Here is a 21,719-nt window from a genome sequence, read left to right on the forward strand (position 1 = left end):
ATTCAGGTAAAAACACTCATGGGTAACTGGTTGCTGCCCGAAAACCTTGCCGACGTACTTCCGGCCGAGGCTCGGCGCATCGAGGAACTACGCCGCGGACTGCTCGATCTTTACCGTACCTACGGTTTTGAGCTAGTCGCGCCGCCCTTGGTCGAATACATCGATTCATTGCTGTCCGGTACCGGCAGCGATCTGGATCTGCGCACCTGCAAGTTGGTCGATCAGCTTTCTGGTCGCACCTTGGGGGTGAGGGCAGACATGACGCCGCAAGTGACGCGCATCGACGCGCACTTGCTCAATCGTGCCGGCGTCACCAGGCTCTGCTATTGCGGCACGGTGTTGCATGCCCGGCCGGCCGATTTATTGTCCAGCCGCGAGTTGCTGCAAATCGGCGCCGAGATCTACGGCCATGCAGGGTTCGAGGCGGACCTCGAGATTATTTCGCTCGTTCTGGATACCGTCGCGACGGCAGGAGTGCGTCAGCCCCGCCTGGATCTCTGCCATCCCGGCGTGGTACGCGCATTGGTCGACGCCGATCCCGCAGCCGCGGCGCGCGTACGAGACATCATTTTGCTGCTGCGCGAAAAAGACATCCCCGGCCTGGCGAGCTTGGCACAACAGGCGGACGGCATGCGTGCCGACACGCTGGCGGCCTTGCAATGTCTGGCCGGCCTCTACGGGGGGCCGGAGATCCTCGGGCAGGCCCGGCGCGACCTGCCTTTGCTGCCTGGTGTGGCGGCCGCACTCGATGCACTGCAAAACATCATTGATGCCATGCCCGACGTAGCGCTGGGTGTGGATCTGGCTGATATCGGTGGCTACGGCTACCATTCTGGCGTGACCTTTGCGCTGTATGCCGAGGGCTGGCACGATGCCTTGGTCAGTGGTGGTCGTTATGACGACGTCAGTCGTGCTTTTGGTCGGGCTCGTCCCGCCACAGGTTTTAGTCTGGATTTGCGAAAGTTGGCACGCGGCTTGCCGCCTGCCGAGCGGGCGTGTGCGGTACGCGCGCCCTGGGGCCAGGATCCCGCCTTGGTTGCAGCAGTGCGGCAATTGCGGCGCGAGGGCAAGATTGTCGTACAGGTCTTGCCTGGCCACGAGCAAAGCCAGGATGAATTCATCTGCGACCGTGAGTTGACGTTGAAAGACGGCGCATGGGTGGTTCGAACGTTGTAAAACTGATTCCCCCTTGTCTACAAGGGGGCCGCAGGGAGATTTCCGGATTTCCCGAGAAACTCGATATCGATTCGTACAATGAGCAAGAACGTAGTGGTTATCGGCACCCAATGGGGTGACGAAGGCAAAGGCAAAATCGTCGACTGGCTGGCCGAGTCCGTCCAGGGCGTGGTGCGCTTTCAGGGCGGTCACAACGCCGGCCATACGCTGTGGATCAATGGTCAGAAAACCATTCTGCGATTGATCCCGTCGGGCATCATGCATCCTGGGGTGACGTGCTTCATCGGCAACGGCGTTGTGCTGTCGCCCGAGGCGCTGCTCAAGGAAATCGAAGAGCTCGAAGCCGCCGGCCTGGATGTACGCTCGCGCCTGCAGATTTCTGAAATCTGCCCGCTGATTCTGCCGTATCACATCGCCATTGATCAGGCCCGCGAGGCCCGCAAAGGCGACAGCAAAATCGGCACTACGGGCCGCGGTATCGGCCCGGCATACGAAGACAAGATCGCGCGCCGCGCCCTTCGTGTACAAGACCTGTTTAATCCCGCGCTGTTCGACGAAAAGCTTGCCGAGGTGCTGGACTATCACAACTTCGTGCTGACCCAGTATCTGGGCGCGCAGCCGGTCTCGGCTGAGCAAGTGCGCGATCAGGCGATGGCGCTGGCTCCCGCTATCGCCCCCATGGTCAAAGACGTGTCCAGCAATCTGTATGCCATGCAACAAGCCGGTCAGCGCCTGTTGTTCGAGGGTGCGCAGGGTGCGCTGCTTGACGTCGATCACGGTACCTACCCGTTTGTCACCAGCAGCAACTGCCTGGCTGGTGCGGCGTCGGCGGGCGCGGGCGTGGGTCCGCAGTCGCTGGACTACGTGTTGGGCATTACCAAGGCCTACACCACGCGCGTGGGCTCGGGTCCGTTTCCCACGGAGCTGGTAGACGAGATCGGTGTGCGTTTGGCCACCATTGGCAAGGAATTCGGTTCCGTGACGGGGCGTGCGCGTCGTTGCGGCTGGTTCGATGGTGCCGCGCTCAAGCGTTCGGTGCGCCTCAACGGTATCAGCGGCTTGTGCATCACCAAGCTCGACGTGCTCGACGGCTTGGAAAATATCCAGTTGGGCGTGGGTTACCGCGTCAATGGCGAGTTCCGTGATGTGCTGCCTTATGGCGCACATGCCGTGGCTCAGGCCGAAGCCGTGCTCGAAGAGCTGCCCGGCTGGAGCGAGTCGACGGTGGGTATCACCGAATACGACAAGCTTCCGGTTCAGGCGCGTCGCTATCTCGAGCGTGTCGCCGAGGTTTGTGGCGTGCCGATCGACCTCGTTTCGACGGGCCCGGACCGCAACGAAACCATTGTGCTGCGTCACCCGCTCAAAGGCTGATACACACTCGACCCATGGCGGTCGCCAGCGATGGTGTGCCGCCGCGATTCGAGTTTCAGAGGAATCGCCAGTCGGGTTATGATTCCAAGCCGCCGTCGGCTATGTCGACGGCGGCCTTTTGCATTCTAGGAGAACTTGGCCATGAGCACGCCCGTCAATGATGATAGTCATGTGTGGGTGAGTTGGGAAAACTACAACCGTTTGATCGAACGCCTGACGCTGCAGGTGTATCAGTCCGGCTGGAAGTTCGACCTGATTCTATGTTTGGCGCGCGGCGGCGTGCGCGTGGGTGACGTCATGTCGCGTATTTTCGATGCGCCGCTGGGTATTTTGGCCACCAGCAGCTATCGCGAGGCGGCTGGTACCAAACAAGGCGACCTGGATATCGCCAAATTCATTACGATCACGCGCGGCGCGCCGGCCGGTCGGGTATTGCTGGTCGACGATATGGTTGACACGGGTCTGACATTCAACCGGGTGCGCGAGCACTTGCAGCAACAGTTCCCAGAGATCAGCGAATTACGCAGCGCGGTATTGTGGTGGAAGGGCCACTCCAAGGCCACGCCAGACTATTTTGTGGAAAAACTGCCCACGAATCCCTGGATTCACCAGCCGTTCGAGGATTACGATAGTCTTCGTCCGCATCAGCTCGAAGCGTGGATTCGCAAAGGCTCGTCGACCGTCGCCTAGCGCAGGCGGGCAGCGCGATGCTGCCGGTTTCATACGTCTTGTCGTTTTACAGATGTGAAATTTTTCGATTACCGTGTTAGAATCTCCGGTTATCGCTGAACCCTATAAGGGGCGCCAGGGTGCATAGGCGTGGATGGGCGTGATTTACTGACGTTTTTTTGCTTGGCCGCTTGCTGTATTTGGGGCGCCAGGCTCAAAAATCGAGCCTGAAATAGGGCAAAGATCTGTCAATAAACTATGCCGGGCTTGCAGTTAGCGCACCCTGTATTTTCAACTTTTTGTTATCCCAAGCAGGTTTGCCACTTTATGCCTATTGTTCGACTGAAGGAAAACGAGCCGTTCGAAGCCGCCCTGCGCCGCTTCAAGCGCACGATTGAGAAGACCGGTTTGCTCACCGAGCTGCGTTCGCGCGAGTTCTACGAGAAGCCCACCGCTGAGCGCAAGCGCAAGCACGCCGCCGCGGTCAAGCGCCACTACAAGCGGATTCGTAGCCAGCAACTGCCTCCTCGCATGTATTGATTTTTGATTCCCGAATTTATTGATTCCAGAATCATTCATTCAAGATTTACTCGCCCGGGTCGACGTTGCAGATGTCGTCGGGCGATATGTGCAGTTGCGAAAGGGTGGGGCCAATTTACTTGGCCTGTGCCCGTTTCATAACGAAAAAAGCCCGTCGTTTACCGTCAGCCCGACCAAGCAGTTCTATCACTGTTTCGGTTGCGGCGCGCATGGTACCGCCATCACTTTCCTGATGGAGCATACGGGCAGCAGTTTCCCCGAGGCCGTGCGCACGCTCGCCGGCTCAGTCGGAATGACCGTCCCCGAAGAAGACCGCAGCCCGCGCCAGCAGGCTGAATCCGCGCGTCGAAAGGCCGAGACGTCTCGCCATACGCAGGTGCTGGACGCCGCGCAAGCGCATTATTTGCGCCAGTTGCGCGCGTCTTCCGCCGCTATTCAGTATCTGAAGCAGCGTGGCTTGACGGGAGAGGTCGCGGCGCATTTTGGTCTGGGGTGGTCAGGTACCGACCGCCACGGTTTGTCCAAGGTTTTCAGTCATTACGACGATCCCACGCTAGTCGAAGCTGGCTTGGTGATCGAGTCCGAAGACGGCCGTCGTTACGATCGTTTTCGCGAGCGCGTGATGTTCCCTATCCGAAACGCACGCGGCAGTCTGGTGGGTTTTGGCGGCCGCATCATCGGCAAAGGTGAGCCCAAATACCTGAACTCACCGGAAACGCCGGTGTTTTCAAAGGGCCAGGAGCTTTACGGCCTCTGGGAGGCCCGGCAGGCCATTCGCAAGGAAGGGCAGGTGATCGTCGTCGAGGGCTACATGGACGTGGTGGGCCTGGCACAGCAGGGCATTGCCCACGCTGTCGCCACGCTGGGTACTGCCACCACGCCCGACCACGTCAAAAAATTGCTGCGCGCCAGCGACAAGGTCGTGTTCAGCTTCGATGGTGACGCTGCCGGCCGCCGCGCGGCTTGGCGCGCCTTGCAGGCATGCTTGCCCGTGCTGCGCGATGATATTGCGATTCGTTTTTTGTTTCTGCCCGCCGAGCACGATCCGGACTCCTACGTACGCGAATTGGGGCCCGAGGCGTTCAGGGACTCTTTGGCTGACGCCATGGCGTTGTCGCGGTTCTTGCTCGAGGAGCTCGCCTCACGGCACAATCTGGCCGAGGCCGAGGGTCGCGCCAGTTGTTTGCACGAGGCCAAGCCCTTGTTGGCGGCTATCCCCGAGTGCGCGCTGCGGTTGCAGATCGAGCGCGAAATGGCGCGTCAGGTGCAATTGACGCCCGAGGAAATGGCTCAGGTGTTGGCGCAGGCGCCGGCCCGTCCATTTGCCCAGCCTGCCCCCGGAAAGCCCGCGACGGGGGGCACTGTGCCGCCGCATGCCGCGGCATCCTCCGGCACGGCGGCGTCCGGGGTGGATCGGGTCGATGATTACGGCCATTCCGATGGTCCCCCTCCGGATTTTGACTATCAACCGGCGGATTTCAGCTACGAAAGCGAGCCTGTATCCGGGATGGGTTTTGACGATTCCGCACAGGGTCGGGGTTGGAGCGGCCAGCCTGGCGCCCAAGAAAACTGGCAAAGTGGCCGAAAAAGCAATTGGAAAGACGGCCAGAAGGGTAATTGGCAGGGCGGCAAAGGCGGCAGCGGCCAGTGGCGTGGTAAACGCAACGACGGTATCGGTGGCTACGAAGGGCGGCGCACGATGCCCTCGCTGGCCAAGCGCTTGCTGACGCTATTGCTCGCGCATCCCGAATTAGTCGACACTATGGGCGATCAGCAGCTTGAAGTTCTGGACAAGGGCCCCCATCTAGGGTTAGTCAGGGATTTGATCATGTTGGCCCAAGCTAGCGGCGCACGCCATGTTGGCGCGTTGTTGCAGGCTGCCGATCCGGATTCCGATCTGGCGACTGTTCTAAAAAGTCTGCGGGCAGATCTGCTGGCACAGGAGGATCTGCCCGAGCCTCAGACCGAATGGGACGACGCGCTACGCAGGATCGAGTTCGAGGCCGTCCGAGCGGAAATGTCCGGGCTGGCGGCGGCCGGGCTGAGTACGGACGAAGCCCGTCAGCGTTACCAGGAACTGTCCGCGCATTTGCTGGTTCTCAAGAATAGCGGGAAACACTAAGTACGGTACAATTAAAGGTTTTCCAGCGGTATAGCACTACGGATCGCAATTTTCACTATGTGGGTCAAAGATCAACATGTGTCAATGAGATGACCTATGTGGCCGCTGAAGTTGTTACAATTAGGTGGTAAGTACGCAGGTCCGGCCAGGGTTTTGGCCAGCGGCGTCGTAGGGTGGGGCTGTATCTATCGCAAGCAGCTTGGGGGCAAGACCCCTTCAGACTGGCAGAGCCTGTCGCAGGCAAGACAGCCCATCCCGACGCCCGGAAACCCGGCCGGAACGAATTCGCGATACGCGGCGCCCCTGGGCCGTCAGGCTAGAGGGGGCAACAGTGGGATCCATGCGGATCCGCGCTACAGACAATGTAGCGCACGTGATTTCAGCGTGCTTGCCTGTTTTACCCGCATCGACCGGATCGCGGCGCGTTTGCGCGTGCGGCCGGTTTATGCGGTGCAATGACCCCAATCACGGGTTGCGACGACCACGGAAGCGACTATGACCAGAACATCAGGCAAAACCTCCCCTGCAAATGACGAGGCCGGTACGCTCGTCAAGACGGCCACGCGTGCTGTCAGCAAGGCGGCGGAAAAAGCGCCTGCCAAAGCGGCAGTGAAGGTCTCTAAAACAGCAACAAAAACCGCTACGGCAACAAAAACTGCTGCGGCGACAAAGACCGCTGCCAAAAAAGCAGCGAAACCGGCAGCCTCTGCGGCAAAGGCTGTCAAGACAACGCGTGCCAAAAAAGCCGAAGACAAACTCGCTGACCTGGTCGGCGGGGGGGCTCGGCCATCCAGCGGTCGCCGTCCTGGGCGTCCCGCCAAAAACGCGAATAACGATTCCGATGGTTTCGACGATTCGATGGACGGCGACGCCGAGGTCCTGCCTGATCTGAAGCCGCCCAAGCGCGGTGGCAAGCGCGGCAAGGGCGATGCCAAGGATCTGATCGCTCGCGGCCCCGTTTCGCCCGAGGAATACGAAGCCCGCCGCAATCGACTCAAACAGTTGATCAAGCTGGGTAAGGATCGCGGCTACCTGACCTACGGCGAAATCAACGATCATCTGCCCGATGATTTGGTTGATGCCGAAGCCATCGACGGCATCATCAGCACGTTTAGCGACATGGGTATCGCGGTCTATGACCAGGCGCCCGATGCCGAAACGCTGCTCATGAGCGAAAACGCGCCGGTGGCGTCCAACGACGATGACGTCGAAGACGAAGCCGAAGCCGCGTTGACCACGGTGGATTCCGACTTTGGTCGTACGACTGACCCGGTGCGTATGTACATGCGCGAAATGGGTACGGTCGAGTTGTTGACGCGCGAAGGCGAAATCGAAATCGCCAAGCGCATCGAAGACGGCCTGAAGCACATGGTGATGGCGATCTCGGCGTGCCCGACTACCATCACGGAAATTCTCAGCCATATCACGCGAGTGCGCGAAGGCCAGGCCCAGATCGACGAAGTTGTCGACGGTCTGGTTGATCCCGAAGACGGTGCCGAGTACGCGGGCGCCGGCGTGACGGCTGACGAAGACGAAAGCGACGACGGCCCCGCCGGCGGCATGTCGAGCAAGCAGCTCGAAGATCTGCGCGTCAAGGCGTTGGCCAAGTTCGACGAGGTCAGCAAGCAGTTCGACAAGATGCGTGTGTCGTACGAACAGAATGGCTACAAGTCCGACGTGTACGTTGCGGCCCAAGAGGCCATCCTGGTCGAAATGATGGGTATCCGTTTTACCGCCAAAATGGTGGAAAAACTGGCCGATACGCTGCGTGCGCAAGTCGAAGAGGTTCGCCAAGTCGAGCGCGCCGTACTGCACACCTGCGTGGATCGGGCAGGTATGCCGCGCAGTCACTTCATCAAGACCTTCCCAGGTCACGAAACCGACCTCGATTGGGTGTTGGCCGAAGTCGCGGCAGGTCATCCGTATTCCCTGACGCTCGAACGTCAGGTGCCGGCAGTCCAAGAACTGCAGCAAAAGCTCATCGACCTGCAAACGCGCGTCGTCCTGCCGCTCAAGGACCTGAAAGACGTCAACAAGCGCATGGCCACCGGCGAAGCCAAGGCTCGCAAGGCCAAGCGCGAAATGACTGAGGCCAACCTGCGCCTGGTGATCTCGATCGCCAAGAAATACACCAACCGTGGCTTGCAATTCCTGGATCTGATCCAGGAAGGCAACATCGGCTTGATGAAGGCCGTGGACAAGTTCGAATACCGTCGTGGCTACAAGTTCTCGACGTATGCCACGTGGTGGATTCGTCAGGCCATCACGCGCTCTATCGCCGACCAGGCACGTACCATCCGTATCCCGGTTCACATGATCGAAACGATCAACAAGATGAACCGGATCAGCCGTCAGATCTTGCAGGAAACCGGTGGCGAGCCGGATCCCGCGACGCTGGCGCAAAAGATGGACATGCCGGAAGACAAGATCCGCAAGATCCTCAAGATCGCCAAAGAACCGATCTCGATGGAAACGCCGATCGGTGACGATGATGACTCCCATTTGGGTGACTTCATCGAAGACACGGCGACGTTGGCACCGTCGGACGCCGCATTGCATGGATCCATGCGCGATGTGGTCAAAGAAGTGTTAGACTCCTTGACCCCACGCGAAGCCAAGGTTTTGCGGATGCGTTTCGGTATCGAAATGAGCACCGACCAAACCCTGGAAGAAGTGGGCAAGCAATTCGACGTCACGCGTGAGCGCATACGCCAAATAGAGGCTAAAGCGCTGCGCAAGCTGCGCCACCCTAGCCGGGCAGACAAGCTCAAGAGCTTCCTGGAAGGGCAATAAGCAGTCAGTTTTAAACGGCCCTCTAGCTCATGCCTGGTTAGAGCAGCGGACTCATAATCCGTTGGTGCTGTGTTCGACTCACAGGGGGGCCACCAAAAATCCCTGAGAAATCAGGAATTTAGCGCCGCCAGCAATGGCGGCGTTTTCTTTTCCGCCGCATGGTTGCCAGTCTGTTGCCAGAATTCTGATCGTTGCCAGTTCGCAACGCTCCAGCGAGTGCAGAGGAGGTTAGACCGCATGGCCACGTACCCGATCCCCGAGTATTTCTCCGAAATCCGCCTCGATGATGAGTGGGCGATCGCAGCGGTCCTGCATGATCAAGCAGTCGCGCTGCTTTACCTGTCGGACGTGGCCCCGGAGATCTCCGAGTATCTGGATACCCCATCGTGGGAATTCGCGGTCAGGCGGTGGGCACAGAAAGCAACGCCCGACTTCCAGCAGATCCAAGCACTCGGAGACGTGGTCGCCGGGATCGTTACGGGCGAGGGATTCGAGGAGCGCTGGCGGCTGGGGGATTGGCAACCTGGCGACCAGTTGCCAGAGGGCGCTTGACCGCAATCTGTCGGCCACGCTTTCGTTAGTCGCGCTCGCCGTCGTTTGGCCCACAGTTCTTAACGATCGCATCCATTTTCGCGTGGAAATTCGCTAGCTGCTGACCATTTCGCCGGATCAGGCCCGCATAGTTGTTTACGGATTTCCGTAATTCATTCAGGAATTCGTGCGCGTTAATGGTTCGATTGTCGTGATCAAGCAGCGGGCCGAGCCGTCGAATCCGCCAACCGTTTCGCGCTTCGCCTTGATGCAGGATGGCGCAGCGGATATCAGCGTAGAACCAGTCGTTCCCGTTAAACGCCGAGAGATCTTCGGCGAGGTCCTTGTTTGCAAAGAACCGGAGAAACATGTCACGGGATGAACCCTTAGTGTCCGCCATACCCTCGTAGAAAGCCTGTAGCGTCTCGATGAGAAGGCAGGAAATCGCCATCATGGTGAACCCGTGAACGGCTCCGTCTGATAGTGCATTGACGCCAGCGGGGATTAAATAGCGCTCGTTGAATCGGCATTTTACGAACTCGGCCAGGGCGTCCTTATCGTCAGCGTCGCGCGCATTCTGATAGTTGGCCACGGTAAAGCCGCTTGCTAGTTCTATTCTCTCTGGCATTCTGAGCCCCGTTTCTGAGTCAAGCGCAGTCTAGCGTAGACGGCCAGGCCAGATGCAGAAATTCCCGGTAATTCAGAATTTCACATTATGAAATGTGGAGAAAAGTTCGCGCGTGAGGAGTGGTGCGGATTCCGCTTTTTGATGGATTCGACATTCTAGGCCCCCCCCGGCGCTACCCGACGCCCATACCGTCATGGGTCGCGAGCGGCCCGTATCGCAGCGTTGCGACACGCCAGCGAGCACCAACGATTCACATAGCCGCGCTTACGTGCGGTGCCAGACAGCCGGCGATGTGCAGCCGTACCGCACTGTTCGCAAATGAAATCATTGCTCGTACGCGTGACTTGGGCGAGGTATGTCTCATGATCCAACGGATGCTTGCGGCGATGGTGCGCAAGGCGCAGGCAAGGGGCGGAGCAGAACAGACGCCGGGGATGTTTGACCACGCCGCCACACTGAACGCATGGGTCACGGTGCGCAAGGCGCGGCCGACACGTTGAACAGTACAACCGTGGTCGGCCTCCTCGTGGTGTCGGGGCTGCGAGCGTTCGTCCACAGTCCCGACACGAGCGTTGATCAGTAGATCCCGTAGACATCGATAGCGCGGTCCATAGCCGCTCTCAGATCATCCGCCGTCAGAGAAGCGTGTTTGACGATGAGTATCCCTAAATCATTCAGGAGATCATCGCTCACAGCAACGGGCTCCGACGGTTCGTGGGACCCGGTTAACCCGCTTCGAAACGCGTTAACGATGCGTTGGAAATTTGGACTCATGATTATTTCTCCGGTCTTGTGATGTGATCCTCAAGCAGAGCGATTCGCTCGCTCTGAGCTTTCAGAACGGGCAGTAGCTCTTTCAGGACGGCTATCGAAAACGCCGAAGCGGCGGCCACATGAAGGCGGGCGTCCGTAGACTCGCCCATGATTCGCGATGCGTTGTCGTGGAGTCGCTCAGCCGCGCCCGGTGGTAGGACGTCGATTGGCTTAGCCATAACTCGCCCCTTGAATGACGACCACGGCACCAGGACGTGCGCGCCAGTTCGCGTACATCTCCGCGATCAGACCGACGCTATTCGTTTGGTACAACGATACAAGCGTGCTGGCGCCCGTAGTTGGGTCCGATTCCATTTCGATAGCGGCCTCAGTGGATACGCGGAGTTGGGCGCCATCGAGACCGGCGTACTCTATGGAATCCTGGTCAAGAAGCGTGATCGACGAACCGTTGCTATCAAGCGGTACGGCCGACGATGTGACCACAGGGATGCCAACGAGCGTACCGCCAAGAGCGTTCACGGTTTCAAATGCACCGCCACGCAGGTTAAGCGATGCCGCAACCGTGGGGTGCATGATCCATGCTGCCGATTCGAGGCGTCCATTGAACGCGGCGAGCGCGGCGCGAATGTCGACGGCAGGGTCGGTAGTGCCGGGAATGGCGGTCGCACCATAGGTAATCGAGGCGGGTTCTTCGTCGACCACGCCTGCGTTGGCCTGATCGATAAACGAGGAGTCCAGCCGTTCGACGGCAGCGGCTTGCAAGTCGCGCGTGATGAGATCGTCGCCATTCCCGGCGCGGGCTAGCTCTTCCGTAATCACGGTGAGCGCGATAACTTTGCGAGCCGCTATGCTGCCGGCGTCCGTGAAGCGCCCGGCGCTCATGGGCTTGTTGCGGCGCTCCGGAACCCAGTAGGCCCGGACGCCATCGGTCTGGTAAACCAGTCGAATATTGACGGGCACGCGGCGCAGAAGGGGCAGGCGGCCGATGATCGTAGCTGGCCTCACTGCGAGCATAAAGTCGCCGCCGACACTGCCTTGCAGGCTGGGTGTGTTGCCCTGCGTAAGCATGTCGACGGCGGCCTTGATTTGGGGGCCGTCCAGCCAGCGCTTCTCATCTATGAATGCGCTGGCCCCGATGGGATTGCCACTCGTAGCCGCTAGGGCTTTCAAGAATCGTGCGGCGGTCCGGCCTGCGGCGCGTGTGGTGGTGGTGGTAGTCATGGTGTCAGTTCCGAATAAAGGTAAGAGAGCCTCCATGGTGACTTTCACCGCGAGCTAAGCGCGATATGGTGACGAGATCGAGTGATTGCGTTAGGTCCCGTTGGGAGCGGATGACCACACGCCAACAGCGCGTCGTATGCTTGACGGGCCGCGTCGGGACATACGGCGTTACCTCGGAGAATGCGCAACGCTCTACGGTCGTTCCCAACGGCAGTAGCAAACGCTACGAGGAGTCGGTCCGAGCGCGCGCGTCGTACGTGGTCATGCATCGATCTGCATCCAGGCGGAGGGACGAGCCCTAATGCCGCATCGAGCGGTACGCCACGTTCGAAGTGAGCAAACAGAGCAGAGCCCGCCCATTGCTGAATTGCCGGCGAGGCACGACCGGCCATAAGACTGCCCGCGTTGCGTTGAATCTCGGTGACGCGTTCGGGCCAGGGCAGATCGTTCACTCTGCCCACGAGCGTGCCAAAAGCATTACGGATCGGTGGGCGTTTATCAGACATAGCGCCACCGTTTTGTTTCTTGAGCGCGAGTCTCGATCCAGTGTGGGCAGATGCAGCACAAGACGTGCGGCGAATCCGAAACGGCTCTTTCAATCGAAACGCCGGCCATCAATAGAGCAACGATCATTGCTCCGTTGCAGATGCGTGAGTTTTGATGCCGTTGTGCTATATGCGTGAGAAGCTGTATTCCGATCCGGGACGTTTCGATAATTTCGACGCCATCCAGAAATTTTAAGGCGGCCGTGATTTCACGGTTTCGTTCAACGAATAATTTAAATCGTTCACGATCGTGATCATCGTCGCTCGTTTCAGAAGTTCTAAAACCGCTCGCTGAAATTTCCGGGAAACGAACAAAAACATCGGCAAGACTCAGCATGATTTTTCCCCGAAATTTTGAATAGCCAATAGAGGCGCTCTAAGCGTCTCGTTAGCCTGAGATAAGCCAGCGCACGGACCGAGCGATTGATACGCACCGTGGGCGTGTGATGCGGTCGGAGTGGCATCGACGCTACCCGCGCTACGTACGCATCGATTCTCCGTTGCGTCCATCTCGAATAAATGACGCCCATCATGACGCCAAATTTCGGGGTTGCCCCTTGGAAACCCGCATGAATGCTTGCTCTCAGCGTTGTGTGCACCTATGACGCCACCTAAGCGAAAGACTACTAACACTCCTGGAGGCCGTGGTTGTTCACACTGCTGCTGTCTACCGTTGCTCCTCTCCTCTACCCCCCTATATCTATATATATCTCTATATAAATAGGTGTCATAGGTATACATAGGTAGTAGAGAACCAGTATCCATGCGGGTTTCCAGGCATGACGCCTGCTTGATAACGTGGATGACGGCGTCATACGGTGTCATGGTTGAATACCCGCGACGGCGAAGGGCGAGGCAACAGGCGGGGCTAAACGCAAACGCACCGTGGCTGATCGTTTCAACGGACTACCCAGCCTCTCAAGAACAATCCCCGCCTTCGTGGTGTCGCTCCTGTTCGGTCTGTCTACTCCCACATCAGCCAATATTTGGGTAACGCTGCGCCACGTCCATTGCGTTTTAGGTGCATCCCAACGTAAGCGCGTCGTTAATTGATCCTCGATCGGGTCAATAACTGAATGGTCCTCGTTCGACGTATCAAGGGCCGCTCTTTCATCTGGCAGTAAGTACGCTGGTTGACCCTCGCGCCACAGATGGAGCACTTCCGCCCATACCTGCTGCATGTCGAATCCGTGATCAGCATTTACGTTAGACGTGGCGATAACCCAAAATTTCCTATTCCCCGTATCGTCGACCAAGAATTCATGCTTGTTGCACGTTGCGACGAATGCCGTTCGGCGTGCGAATTTCGATTCGGCGCGCTCATAGGGCAAGCGCACCACGTCGGCGGGGTTAGTGATGAATGCCTTAAGCTGGGCCACGTCCGATTTTCTGAGCGTTGCATCGAGTTCGCCTAACTCCGTAACCCACGTTCTTACAGACGCAGTAATTGAGTCCCTATCGTCTGGCTTCAAAATCGCGCCGATTCGGATAACGCCGAGTTCGTTCGGTGCAAGACTATCCACCCAGCGAGATTTACCGAGCCCTTGCGCGCCGGATAAAACTAATATCCCTTGCGTTGCGAATCCATCAGGACTAGCCGCAGCGGCTACGGCGGTCAGCATCCAACGCAACATAAGCACGTCGCGAAGTCGCCGCCCATCCGGCAACGCCGAATCGTTAGCGGGAGTTATCGTTTCGAAGAACCGAGGCAGGCGAGATTCACCATCCCAAGGCTTTGACTCAATCCACGTCAGTACCGGGTTATAGGGGTTTTGATTGGCGAAGTACGTGATGTAGTCGGGCATTACGTCGCGGGGCAGGCCGAAATGCGCGCATAAAGATGAGAGCCAAGCTAGTCTTGCCACGTCGCTTTTGTCGGAGTGATAGGCATGGCCGGGAATTAGAATCTCTACACGCTTGCCGATCACGTCGTAGCGGCAAATCACACCAGCGCGCTGGAATACCTCGGCGTAGTTTTCTTTTACGGCTTTAGGCTTCCCCGATAGCGTCGTATGCGGCAACGGATCGCGCGTCGAAATCTCCCGACCGCTATCGGTATCGAGAACGACAGACGCCCCATTCGCAGTCAGTCCGGCAACCGGTTTATCGAGGCACACATCTTTATTCAGCGCGCACGCTTCGATAATCGTCGCTGGTAGGTAATCGCTTCGATTGTCCCACTTCTCACGTACAAGTTTCGACTGACGCATGAGACGTTCGATACGTTCGGCGTTACGCCCAGTCCAGAACGCCAGATGTGACGCAAGCGCGAGGTCAGCCGACGACCGATCGTACGGATCCCATGCGTTCTGCGGGGGGTACGACGTGGCTAGTACGTCGACGTTATCGGACCATAGATCATTGAACGTCGCGCGGTTGCCGAATACTGCGCCGGCCGACTTCGAATGGCAGGCACGTCGAATCAGATCGTCGTCATCCACGGGGCCGCGCCATTCGTCGCAAGGTTCGGTCGTCCAGTCGGGGGAATTATGGCGCGCGCGGGGCTTGAAATAGTAATCGACGAGCCATGACGCGAGCGCGGGGGATATCTCGGCGTTGCAGTCGCCCGAGGCATTCGTGCCCGTCAGCGCCACGAATCGACCCGTGTCGTAGAGTTCGATCCCGAGTTCCGTATTCTTGCAAGCGTGGTCGTCGGGTAACTTGCCGCGCCCGATGATGTGTAGACCCGTACCGGACGTCGATACCTCGATCGCACATCCGGCCAGCGCTTGGCATAACGTCGTGGCGAGCGGCGACCACGTGTTATCGGGTTGCAGGCATTTATCAATATCGAGAAACCAAAACGGGTCGTTTTCTCCAAAAACAAACCCGACACCACATCCGAGACGCGCCGCATGCGTCGAGGCATCCTCGAACGTCATATGTACAGCGGGGTCATGGGCGCTGTGGATCTTGCCGGTCGAATCCGTGACGGCTTTAATCGGTTTGCCACGTTTATTAGTAGCGTGGCGCCATAGAACAAACGTAGCGTACTGGGCCATCCCGGCCAGGGCGGGGGGTAGTTGCTGCATGGCTAGCCCCGCTGGTGGATACCGAATTGCGCGTCGTACGACTCACGAAGTAGGACAGACGCGAGCCGATTTTTCATATCAGCGTCGAGCGAATCCCAAAGGGTGGACAGGTCGGGGGCATGCAGAGTACCGGCACCGTAGTGGCAATCCAGGGCATATACAAATGTCTTAGCGGCCGTGGTCCCAGGTACGGGAGGGTCCGAGATAGCATCACGCATCGCGGCGATGGCGAAATTGATATTGCGCGTGGTCTGGACGCGTTTAATGAAATCAGCGAGAATCATAATAGATAGATCCAATTGCTCCCTCGCTACGCCATGTGCCCCGCGACGGGAGCTTTTTTTGTGGCCGATGGCTAGGGCAGCTAATAATCTTGCTGGGGTTGCTTGAGATTTAGAGAGCGTTAGCGAGCATCACGGGCGGCTTGCACCCGCGCATCGATCCACGCGTCTACCTCATGTTCTAGCCACGCGACGGCCCGGCTACCGATCTTTACGGGTGCGGGAAACGTGCCGGCAGCGACGCCGTCGTAGATGGACGAGCGACCCTGGCCTGTCTTGTCTTTAACGACAGGCAATCGAATAAAACGCTTTTGCTGGGGTTGAGATAACGTAGTCATGTCGGAAGTCTCCGGGTGTCAGTGAGCACCTGAGGAATGTTCCGGACGAATACGTCGTAGCCGCGATATGTTGCGTTTTTAGTTGGTGTTTTTACGCAACTTGGCTACTCGGCTTGCAAACGAGGCGTACGTTATTGATGCGCCGTCATCGGTTTTCACAGCGTCCTGTTTGTCCCGGGGTTTCAACCCGAGAGCGTCCAGCGCTGCGATAAATTCCGGCCACAGTTCGCGGGCGTAAGCGTCGCGGTGCCGGTGTAGAACCTTCTCCACTACGGCGTTCACGAGTACCCGGTTTTCGTCCGGGCCAACGAACGCGGTTCTATCTTGCTTGGCTTTCCGTGGTTGATCCGCATCCTCAAATTCCCGGAATTGTTGGAGCAGTACGTTCCGAGCGCGATCATTCGGCTTGTTGGCAGGCTCCGGATTTCGTAGGCGATATAGCATTACGCGAAATCCCGACATGGAAATCACGTCATCGTCCCCAAAGCGAATGATTGGCTCTTTTGCCTTGTTGCTGCGGATCTTGAGGTCTTTGCTTGGCTTTAATCCCTCAGCCTCGAGATACTTAAAGAGCAAATTCCACAGAGCGGCCGGTTTGGCGTCCGGGTGCAACGGTGCGATCCGCTCGAGCCATCTCAATACGAGCGCGTCGTCTTTCTTCTTTCCCGCGCGTTGAGCGGCGCGCCGCCCCGATAGTTGTCGGCCTTCGACGCCAAGTTTCTCTATTTCCTCGAGCCGCTTCTGGCCGCGCGCGCGCAATTGCGGTTCGTCGGACGCGGCCATTCTTTCGTACTCCCGAATGATTTGCTCCGTGGCGTTTGCTAGGGGCCGTTCTTCGTCGCCTCCACTCTCGAATGCATAGCGCACCTTGGCTTTGTCCGCACGGGCCATTACCCAGTCCTCCGCTTTAGGGTCGTTACGTTATCGGTGGTTTTTCGCTCCAGCAGCATAAAAAGCGTTTCTAACGCGGCTCGCTTTTCGTTGATGTAGTCGTATGCGTTGTAGTTCCGATTCTGTACGCCCGCGATGCCGTGTGATAACAAGCGGCCCCGCGTATCGGTTGATACTCCCGCACTGGCTAGAATGGTCTCTATGCCGGAGCGGACGCGCTTGAGTTGGAAGTCCGCTATCTTGTCGCCCACAATTTCAGCGGCCCAGCCACTGAGCGTCGTGGGCGCCACGTGGGTTACGCCATCATCCGTCGAAATTGCATATATCCCGTCGGAGCGGCAACCGGCGATAGCTTCGATCGCAGCGTCAGTCAGCGGCAGAATGTGGGCGCGGGGCTCTTGCCCGGGTCGTCCCTTGCCATCGTAGATAGTGATTTCACGCTTGCCCGCGTGCTCATTGCGTAGCCTAACCAACTGTGCGATACGTTGGCCGCCAGTTAATAGGTGCAAGCGAAGGGCCGCCCCTCGTAAATCGTGGATGCCTCGAATAATCCGCCAGTACCTGCGCAATTCCGATTCGGATAGCGGGCGCTTATCGGCTCGGTTCTGCGTTTCATCCGGCATCACTCCCGCTACGGGGTTCGCGGTGACTCCGAAACTTTTAAATAAAACCGGGATATCAGGCTTTGTTCTTGCGGATAGGGCGGCTTGATAGGCGGATCGCAGGTAGCTACGCAGCTTATTAGCGGTTCGGCCTTTATTTTGTTCATGTAAGCGGCGCATCATGTCGGCCACGTCGTCTATCTCGACGCTATTGGCGGGCATTGCTGCTTTCGCGGGCCACGCCTCTTTTATGTGTAATCGGAATATGCTGGCCGCGTCGCGGTGGGCGTCACGTTTCAGTGCCTTTAGGTAGTTACAGTATTCGTCACAGAGACGGGCGAGGGTGAATTGTTCGACGGCCGTTTTAGCTATCTCTGCCGCTTTGCGTTCTCTGTGTTTTTGCTCTTGCAACGCCGGCCAGCCTCCGCTATTTCGGTAGTTGTGGTGTTCGGCGGCTTTCTTTTCAGCCGCACGTTCGGCGGCGAGGATGGAGTATCCGCCCGCGTTAGTAGGCTCGGTTTTTTTGGGCGGTGCGGACGGGTCGTATAGTCCGATAACCACACGTTCGCTTTTCCCGTCCATCGTGTAGCGCCAGTAAAAAGTGATAGCGCCGTTGGCTTGCTTGCGGACTTGCAGAGCGCCCGTCGGATTGACCTTTTGCAGCGTGGTGAATACGCCGGGTTTTAGGTTGCGGAGGGTTTGTCCGGTGGTGGCCATAATTTATCCGTTGCCAGTTTGTTGCCAGAATTCGTCACGATGAAATCAGACGGCTTCGGATGAATATGGACTAGAAACCCTTATTTTTCAACGATATTCTGAGATTTCTGGATATCGCTGGATCTTGTTGGACCTCATAATATCGGACTCATAATCCGTTGGTGCTGTGTTCGACTCACAGGGGGGCCACCAAGTATCGGCGCGGGTTTGCGGACAGTTTCCGCATCCCGCGCTTTTTCATTGGTAGGGTTTTTTTGCCGCCGGGCCGCCCCAAGGCAAAAAGCGCCCCCTTGGGGGATGAGCCCGGACACAGAACAGTCCCTGCGGACTGTTCTGTGCCTGGCGAATCCGAGCGGCCTGCCAGCCGCGAGGTGGACAGCAAGCCGAAGGCGCAGCGTGGGGGCTTATTTGCCGGCGCGGTTTGCACGCGGGCTGGCAGGCGAGTACAGTGAAAAGCTCCTTCAATAAGAACAGGAGCGTCCCATGCTTAATACATTCCCGACGATGCGTCGTGTCGCGATGGCGGCAATGACGGTCGCGGTGGCTGGAGTAGTATTTTCCGGATGCACCACGACATCGGATAAGGCCTCGGCCAGTGCATCTGAGCAGAGGCAAGAGATCAATAGTGGCACGGATGCCACGTTGACCAAGCTGTACGAGACGTCTCCCGATTCCAAGGCCTTGGTCGAACGGGCCAAGGGAGTGCTGGTCTTTCCGTCCGTGCTCAGCGCAAGCTTAATCGTTGGGGCCGAGCACGGTAAAGGTGTGTTGCGTGTAGGCGGCGTGGATTCTGGCTACTACAGCACCACGGCGGGCTCGGTCGGATTTCAGGCAGGTGCGCAATCCAAGGCTGTCATCTTGCTATTCATGACCGACCAAGCGTTGGAAAAATTCCGTAAGAGTGACGGCTGGACAGTGGGCGCCGATGCGACGGTGGCAGTGGCCAAGGTTGGGGCCAATGGCAGCATCGATAGCAATACGGCCCAGCAACCTATTGTGGGCTTTGTCATCAACAATGGCGGCTTGATGGCCGGTGTCTCGCTCGAGGGCGCAAAAATCTCCAAACTTGATCTTTGATGTAAGGCTGGCGCATGGGGCAGTGACGTCGTCATTGGCCGCGCCTGTTTTCTAGGCATGAAAAGCCATCAGCCTTCGTGAATTGACCCTCGAAAGTTGGACGTAGATCCAACCTTCGGAGGTCAGATCATTCGCAGGTTGGTGGCTTTTATGTCATCACTATTTTGTATTAACTCGTTAACTTTAGAATTTCACTGTGATAGTATTAACCAAACACATCGAGGCGTGAGACTTTTTGGCCGTCGTGCAGTCGCTCCCGTGTGTATCGGCGCAGCCCTGAGAGGCTGCAGGCAAATTTGGCCCACTTTGACGGTCGGTGTTTGTGCTCGCGATTCACACGCTTTATTCCGTTGCGATTGGTATTGGCCTCATCTCATTGCTGGCCGTCATGTCACGTTTGATCGGGCTACGCCGATCCCCTACTACCGAGAGTGCATGGGTGTCGATCATTCTCCCGTTGACGGGAGAGGCGCGGGCTTTTAGTGCATTGTTAGACGCGCTCAACAAGCAGACATTGCGCCCGGCATGCTTAGTCGTGTCCGTCGAATCCGAGCACGATCCCGCCTATGCCCGGGTACGATCGAGCATCCGCAAAGCACGTTTCCCGATCAAGCTAGTCGTGGCAGGGCCAGCGGCGCATCAGGCGCAAAAATGCCGTAACCAGCAAGCCGCGTTGGATCATCTCGACGTTCGGACCGAGGTCATTGTCTTGATGGACGGCGATATCGTGCCCGATCCAGACTGGCTGAGCAGTCTGATTTCACCCGTTGTTGCAGGTGAGTACGACATTATCAGCGGCCATCGTTGGCAGCAAATCGCGCGACATCGTCTGGGAGCGCATCTGGTCGCAGCAACGGACCGTGCGACCACACTGCTGCCGCGTGTAGAGCTTGATTTTGCGTGTGTGACGTGGGGCGGAAGCATTGCGATGACTATCGATGTGGCCCAGTGGGTAGACTTGCGGTCACTCTTTGATCGCGTGCTCTCCGATGATTTAGCGTTGGCTCGCCGTGCATCCTGGTTGGGATTACGGGTGGGAACACACAGATCATTGTTAGTGCCTTCTCCTAATGAACAGTCGTTTGCGTCTGCTTGGCACTTTGCTCGTCGGCAGTACCAAATGTGTCGTATCTATCGCACGACGTTGTGGTCGATAGGCCTCGGCGCGGTCGGTTTAAGGCTGGCCGGATGGAGCGCTGCTCTGTTGGTCGCAGTGATCGAGGACTCGGGAGTTTGGGTGTTGCAGGCATTGATGCTTCTGGGGCTGCTCAAGCAGTATGTGATCGGCGAGTTCTCGCGTCGCCTTGGAATGCCGGATGCCTGGTCCGTGCGTCTCGTTCAACTCGGCTTGGGCTGTTGCCAGCCCATCGTCGATCTCTTTCATCTGAGCGCGATCATCGGGGCGTCCTGGGTACGCACCGTGAGGTGGGGGCATGTCACGTATCGTGTCTTTGGCCCGGACAGTATCCAAGTTCAAGAGCGCGATCCCTTTCATGTTGGCCGACGTCTTGAGCGGCCGGGCGTAGGTACCTGGGATGTGGCCAAGGCAATTCAGTCTGGCGCTGACGAACCCCGGTAGAAGGGGGCTCGTAGTGATTGGCCGTCATGGCGGCCCCTAGGCAATTTACGAATTCGGCTTTTGCTCTTGAGGCGTGGGGGCGGGTAGTTCCTCGCACGTGAAGTCAACGGTTGCTTCTTTGGGCATCAGGCCCGTCGCGTGATTGGATGTCACTTTGGGTTGGGATAGGCGTTTGCCCAAGTTGGTGCAGTGTGCTTCGGCCTGCTTGCGAGCGATGTTTTTGACTTCGACCCATGTTTGCCATTTGGCGCCCGCGTTGTAGGTGACCCGATAGGTATCGGGGCCGGTAGGCGTGGTTTCGCTCATGCTGGTGCAGGCAGCAAGCAAGGAGAGCGTCAGGACATAGATGAGTGGGCGAAGCGGCATGGGGAATCCACGGATAAGATGAGTGCTATTACAAAGCACAGCGGTGCGCGGTGCAAGTGCTGTAGCGATCAGCGACGCGCATGCTAGCATGCGCGCCAAGAGTCATTCACCACGAGGTTTCCATGGATATCCAAGAACAGATCGCCGTTATCGTGCATACGATTTCACACCAGGGTGGGCGCATTGATGCGTTGAATTCGGTCATGTCGTCGATGCTGCATTTGGCCAAATCGTCGCCCGGTCTACGCGAGGCGATTGAGGCGCAACTGGAGCAGAACTATTCGAGCTTGCTGGCGCGTTCGGAAAATCCTCAATATGTGGCGGGCTTTGAAAGTGTGCGCGATACCGTCCTGGCCGCACTGAAATAAGCCATCTTACCCACAGCTTCTGTGGACAACCCTTGGGATAGATTGCGCACAGTAGGAAAAAATCTTTTATTGGCAAGGGTTTACCCCCTGCGATC

20 protein-coding genes and 1 tRNA gene are annotated in these 21,719 nt (G+C 57.9%); 11 read left to right on the forward strand and 10 right to left on the reverse strand.

The genetic code is table 11. The features are described 5' to 3' along the window. The first annotated feature begins 18 nt into the window (after positions 1-18). From ACYVDM_RS10250 to ACYVDM_RS10285, 8 genes are all read left to right on the forward strand, one after another. Positions 19-1,176 (forward strand): ATP phosphoribosyltransferase regulatory subunit, encoded by a 1,158-nt coding sequence (locus ACYVDM_RS10250; RefSeq protein WP_415786184.1) that lies wholly within the window; start codon positions 19-21, stop codon positions 1,174-1,176. Positions 1,177-1,254: 78 nt separating this feature from the next. After that, complete coding sequence (locus tag ACYVDM_RS10255) at positions 1,255-2,550, forward strand: adenylosuccinate synthase (protein WP_415786182.1); 1,296 nt, start codon at positions 1,255-1,257, stop codon at positions 2,548-2,550. Positions 2,551-2,691: 141 nt separating this feature from the next. Next, positions 2,692-3,240: a phosphoribosyltransferase gene (locus ACYVDM_RS10260; protein ID WP_415786180.1), complete on the forward strand. Its 549-nt coding sequence runs from the start codon at positions 2,692-2,694 to the stop codon at positions 3,238-3,240. Between the two features lie 306 nt (positions 3,241-3,546). Continuing rightward, a complete protein-coding gene (gene rpsU / locus ACYVDM_RS10265) occupies positions 3,547-3,759 on the forward strand; it encodes a 30S ribosomal protein S21 (protein WP_012417992.1) in 213 nt (70 codons plus the stop codon). Between the two features lie 19 nt (positions 3,760-3,778). Beyond that, on the forward strand, positions 3,779-5,881 hold the full coding sequence (gene dnaG, locus ACYVDM_RS10270) for a DNA primase (RefSeq protein ID WP_415786177.1): 2,103 nt from the start codon (positions 3,779-3,781) through the stop codon (positions 5,879-5,881). A 495-nt stretch (positions 5,882-6,376) separates the two neighbouring features. Continuing rightward, entirely contained in the window at positions 6,377-8,674 is a 2,298-nt protein-coding gene (rpoD, locus tag ACYVDM_RS10275; RefSeq protein WP_415786175.1) for an RNA polymerase sigma factor RpoD, read from the forward strand. A 16-nt stretch (positions 8,675-8,690) separates the two neighbouring features. Beyond that, positions 8,691-8,769: transfer RNA gene (locus tag ACYVDM_RS10280), tRNA-Ile, on the forward strand. 142 nt (positions 8,770-8,911) lie between these two features. Then, positions 8,912-9,226, forward strand: coding sequence for a hypothetical protein (locus ACYVDM_RS10285; RefSeq protein ID WP_415786173.1), 315 nt, complete (start codon positions 8,912-8,914; stop codon positions 9,224-9,226). 25 nt (positions 9,227-9,251) lie between these two features. Here the strand turns inward: ACYVDM_RS10285 and ACYVDM_RS10290 are convergent, their stop codons facing one another. The 9 genes from ACYVDM_RS10290 to ACYVDM_RS10330 all read right to left on the reverse strand — a co-directional run bounded on the left by ACYVDM_RS10290 (position 9,252) and on the right by ACYVDM_RS10330 (position 18,234). Continuing rightward, positions 9,252-9,833 carry a hypothetical protein gene (locus tag ACYVDM_RS10290; RefSeq protein WP_415786171.1) on the reverse strand — a complete coding sequence of 194 codons (582 nt, stop codon included), beginning with the start codon at positions 9,831-9,833 and terminating at the stop codon, positions 9,252-9,254. 576 nt (positions 9,834-10,409) lie between these two features. Next, the gene (locus ACYVDM_RS10295) at positions 10,410-10,607 is read right to left on the reverse strand and encodes a hypothetical protein (protein ID WP_415786169.1); all 198 of its coding nucleotides are present in this window, start codon (positions 10,605-10,607) and stop codon (positions 10,410-10,412) included. A gap of 210 nt (positions 10,608-10,817) precedes the next feature. Beyond that, positions 10,818-11,828, reverse strand: a complete 1,011-nt coding sequence (locus ACYVDM_RS10300) for a phage major capsid protein (protein WP_415786167.1) — start codon at positions 11,826-11,828, stop codon at positions 10,818-10,820. A gap of 498 nt (positions 11,829-12,326) precedes the next feature. Beyond that, the gene (locus ACYVDM_RS10305) at positions 12,327-12,710 is read right to left on the reverse strand and encodes a hypothetical protein (protein WP_415786165.1); all 384 of its coding nucleotides are present in this window, start codon (positions 12,708-12,710) and stop codon (positions 12,327-12,329) included. 484 nt (positions 12,711-13,194) lie between these two features. Then, on the reverse strand, positions 13,195-15,405 hold the full coding sequence (locus ACYVDM_RS10310; RefSeq protein WP_415786163.1) for a phage NrS-1 polymerase family protein: 2,211 nt from the start codon (positions 15,403-15,405) through the stop codon (positions 13,195-13,197). A 2-nt stretch (positions 15,406-15,407) separates the two neighbouring features. After that, positions 15,408-15,689, reverse strand: a complete 282-nt coding sequence (locus ACYVDM_RS10315; protein WP_415786161.1) for a hypothetical protein — start codon at positions 15,687-15,689, stop codon at positions 15,408-15,410. Between the two features lie 119 nt (positions 15,690-15,808). Further along, on the reverse strand, positions 15,809-16,024 hold the full coding sequence (locus ACYVDM_RS10320) for a helix-turn-helix transcriptional regulator (protein WP_415786159.1): 216 nt from the start codon (positions 16,022-16,024) through the stop codon (positions 15,809-15,811). Between the two features lie 78 nt (positions 16,025-16,102). Next, positions 16,103-16,915 carry a hypothetical protein gene (locus ACYVDM_RS10325; protein WP_415786157.1) on the reverse strand — a complete coding sequence of 271 codons (813 nt, stop codon included), beginning with the start codon at positions 16,913-16,915 and terminating at the stop codon, positions 16,103-16,105. After that, positions 16,915-18,234, reverse strand: coding sequence for an integrase (locus tag ACYVDM_RS10330; RefSeq protein ID WP_415786155.1), 1,320 nt, complete (start codon positions 18,232-18,234; stop codon positions 16,915-16,917). Before ACYVDM_RS10330 ends, ACYVDM_RS10325 begins: the two co-directional genes overlap by 1 nt. A gap of 483 nt (positions 18,235-18,717) precedes the next feature. On the opposite strand from ACYVDM_RS10330, the gene ACYVDM_RS10335 reads away from it, so the two are divergent. Both ACYVDM_RS10335 and ACYVDM_RS10340 read left to right on the forward strand, forming a co-directional pair. After that, on the forward strand, positions 18,718-19,311 hold the full coding sequence (locus ACYVDM_RS10335; protein WP_415786153.1) for a BPSL1445 family SYLF domain-containing lipoprotein: 594 nt from the start codon (positions 18,718-18,720) through the stop codon (positions 19,309-19,311). A 439-nt stretch (positions 19,312-19,750) separates the two neighbouring features. Beyond that, on the forward strand, positions 19,751-20,890 hold the full coding sequence (locus tag ACYVDM_RS10340) for a glycosyltransferase family 2 protein (protein ID WP_415786151.1): 1,140 nt from the start codon (positions 19,751-19,753) through the stop codon (positions 20,888-20,890). A gap of 45 nt (positions 20,891-20,935) precedes the next feature. Here ACYVDM_RS10340 and ACYVDM_RS10345 read toward each other — a convergent pair whose 3' ends face one another. Next, entirely contained in the window at positions 20,936-21,256 is a 321-nt protein-coding gene (locus ACYVDM_RS10345; RefSeq protein WP_415786149.1) for a hypothetical protein, read from the reverse strand. 122 nt (positions 21,257-21,378) lie between these two features. Between ACYVDM_RS10345 and ACYVDM_RS10350 the strand changes: the two genes are divergently transcribed. Beyond that, positions 21,379-21,624: a hypothetical protein gene (locus tag ACYVDM_RS10350; protein ID WP_415786147.1), complete on the forward strand. Its 246-nt coding sequence runs from the start codon at positions 21,379-21,381 to the stop codon at positions 21,622-21,624. Positions 21,625-21,719: the final 95 nt, after the last annotated feature.

The organism is Bordetella tumulicola (assembly GCF_054779135.1).

Coding starts and splice junctions, on each gene's coding strand:
- ACYVDM_RS10350 (WP_415786147.1), top strand. CDS start 21,379: ATGGATATCCAAGAACAGATCGCCGTTATCGTGCATACGATTTCACAC.
- rpoD (WP_415786175.1), top strand. CDS start 6,377: ATGACCAGAACATCAGGCAAAACCTCCCCTGCAAATGACGAGGCCGGT.
- ACYVDM_RS10295 (WP_415786169.1), bottom strand. CDS start 10,607: ATGAGTCCAAATTTCCAACGCATCGTTAACGCGTTTCGAAGCGGGTTA.
- ACYVDM_RS10255 (WP_415786182.1), top strand. CDS start 1,255: ATGAGCAAGAACGTAGTGGTTATCGGCACCCAATGGGGTGACGAAGGC.
- ACYVDM_RS10310 (WP_415786163.1), bottom strand. CDS start 15,405: ATGCAGCAACTACCCCCCGCCCTGGCCGGGATGGCCCAGTACGCTACG.
- ACYVDM_RS10260 (WP_415786180.1), top strand. CDS start 2,692: ATGAGCACGCCCGTCAATGATGATAGTCATGTGTGGGTGAGTTGGGAA.
- ACYVDM_RS10305 (WP_415786165.1), bottom strand. CDS start 12,710: ATGCTGAGTCTTGCCGATGTTTTTGTTCGTTTCCCGGAAATTTCAGCG.
- ACYVDM_RS10345 (WP_415786149.1), bottom strand. CDS start 21,256: ATGCCGCTTCGCCCACTCATCTATGTCCTGACGCTCTCCTTGCTTGCT.
- ACYVDM_RS10325 (WP_415786157.1), bottom strand. CDS start 16,915: ATGGCCCGTGCGGACAAAGCCAAGGTGCGCTATGCATTCGAGAGTGGA.
- ACYVDM_RS10320 (WP_415786159.1), bottom strand. CDS start 16,024: ATGACTACGTTATCTCAACCCCAGCAAAAGCGTTTTATTCGATTGCCT.
- ACYVDM_RS10315 (WP_415786161.1), bottom strand. CDS start 15,689: ATGATTCTCGCTGATTTCATTAAACGCGTCCAGACCACGCGCAATATC.
- ACYVDM_RS10330 (WP_415786155.1), bottom strand. CDS start 18,234: ATGGCCACCACCGGACAAACCCTCCGCAACCTAAAACCCGGCGTATTC.
- rpsU (WP_012417992.1), top strand. CDS start 3,547: ATGCCTATTGTTCGACTGAAGGAAAACGAGCCGTTCGAAGCCGCCCTG.
- ACYVDM_RS10290 (WP_415786171.1), bottom strand. CDS start 9,833: ATGCCAGAGAGAATAGAACTAGCAAGCGGCTTTACCGTGGCCAACTAT.
- ACYVDM_RS10285 (WP_415786173.1), top strand. CDS start 8,912: ATGGCCACGTACCCGATCCCCGAGTATTTCTCCGAAATCCGCCTCGAT.
- ACYVDM_RS10250 (WP_415786184.1), top strand. CDS start 19: ATGGGTAACTGGTTGCTGCCCGAAAACCTTGCCGACGTACTTCCGGCC.
- ACYVDM_RS10300 (WP_415786167.1), bottom strand. CDS start 11,828: ATGACTACCACCACCACCACACGCGCCGCAGGCCGGACCGCCGCACGA.
- ACYVDM_RS10335 (WP_415786153.1), top strand. CDS start 18,718: ATGCTTAATACATTCCCGACGATGCGTCGTGTCGCGATGGCGGCAATG.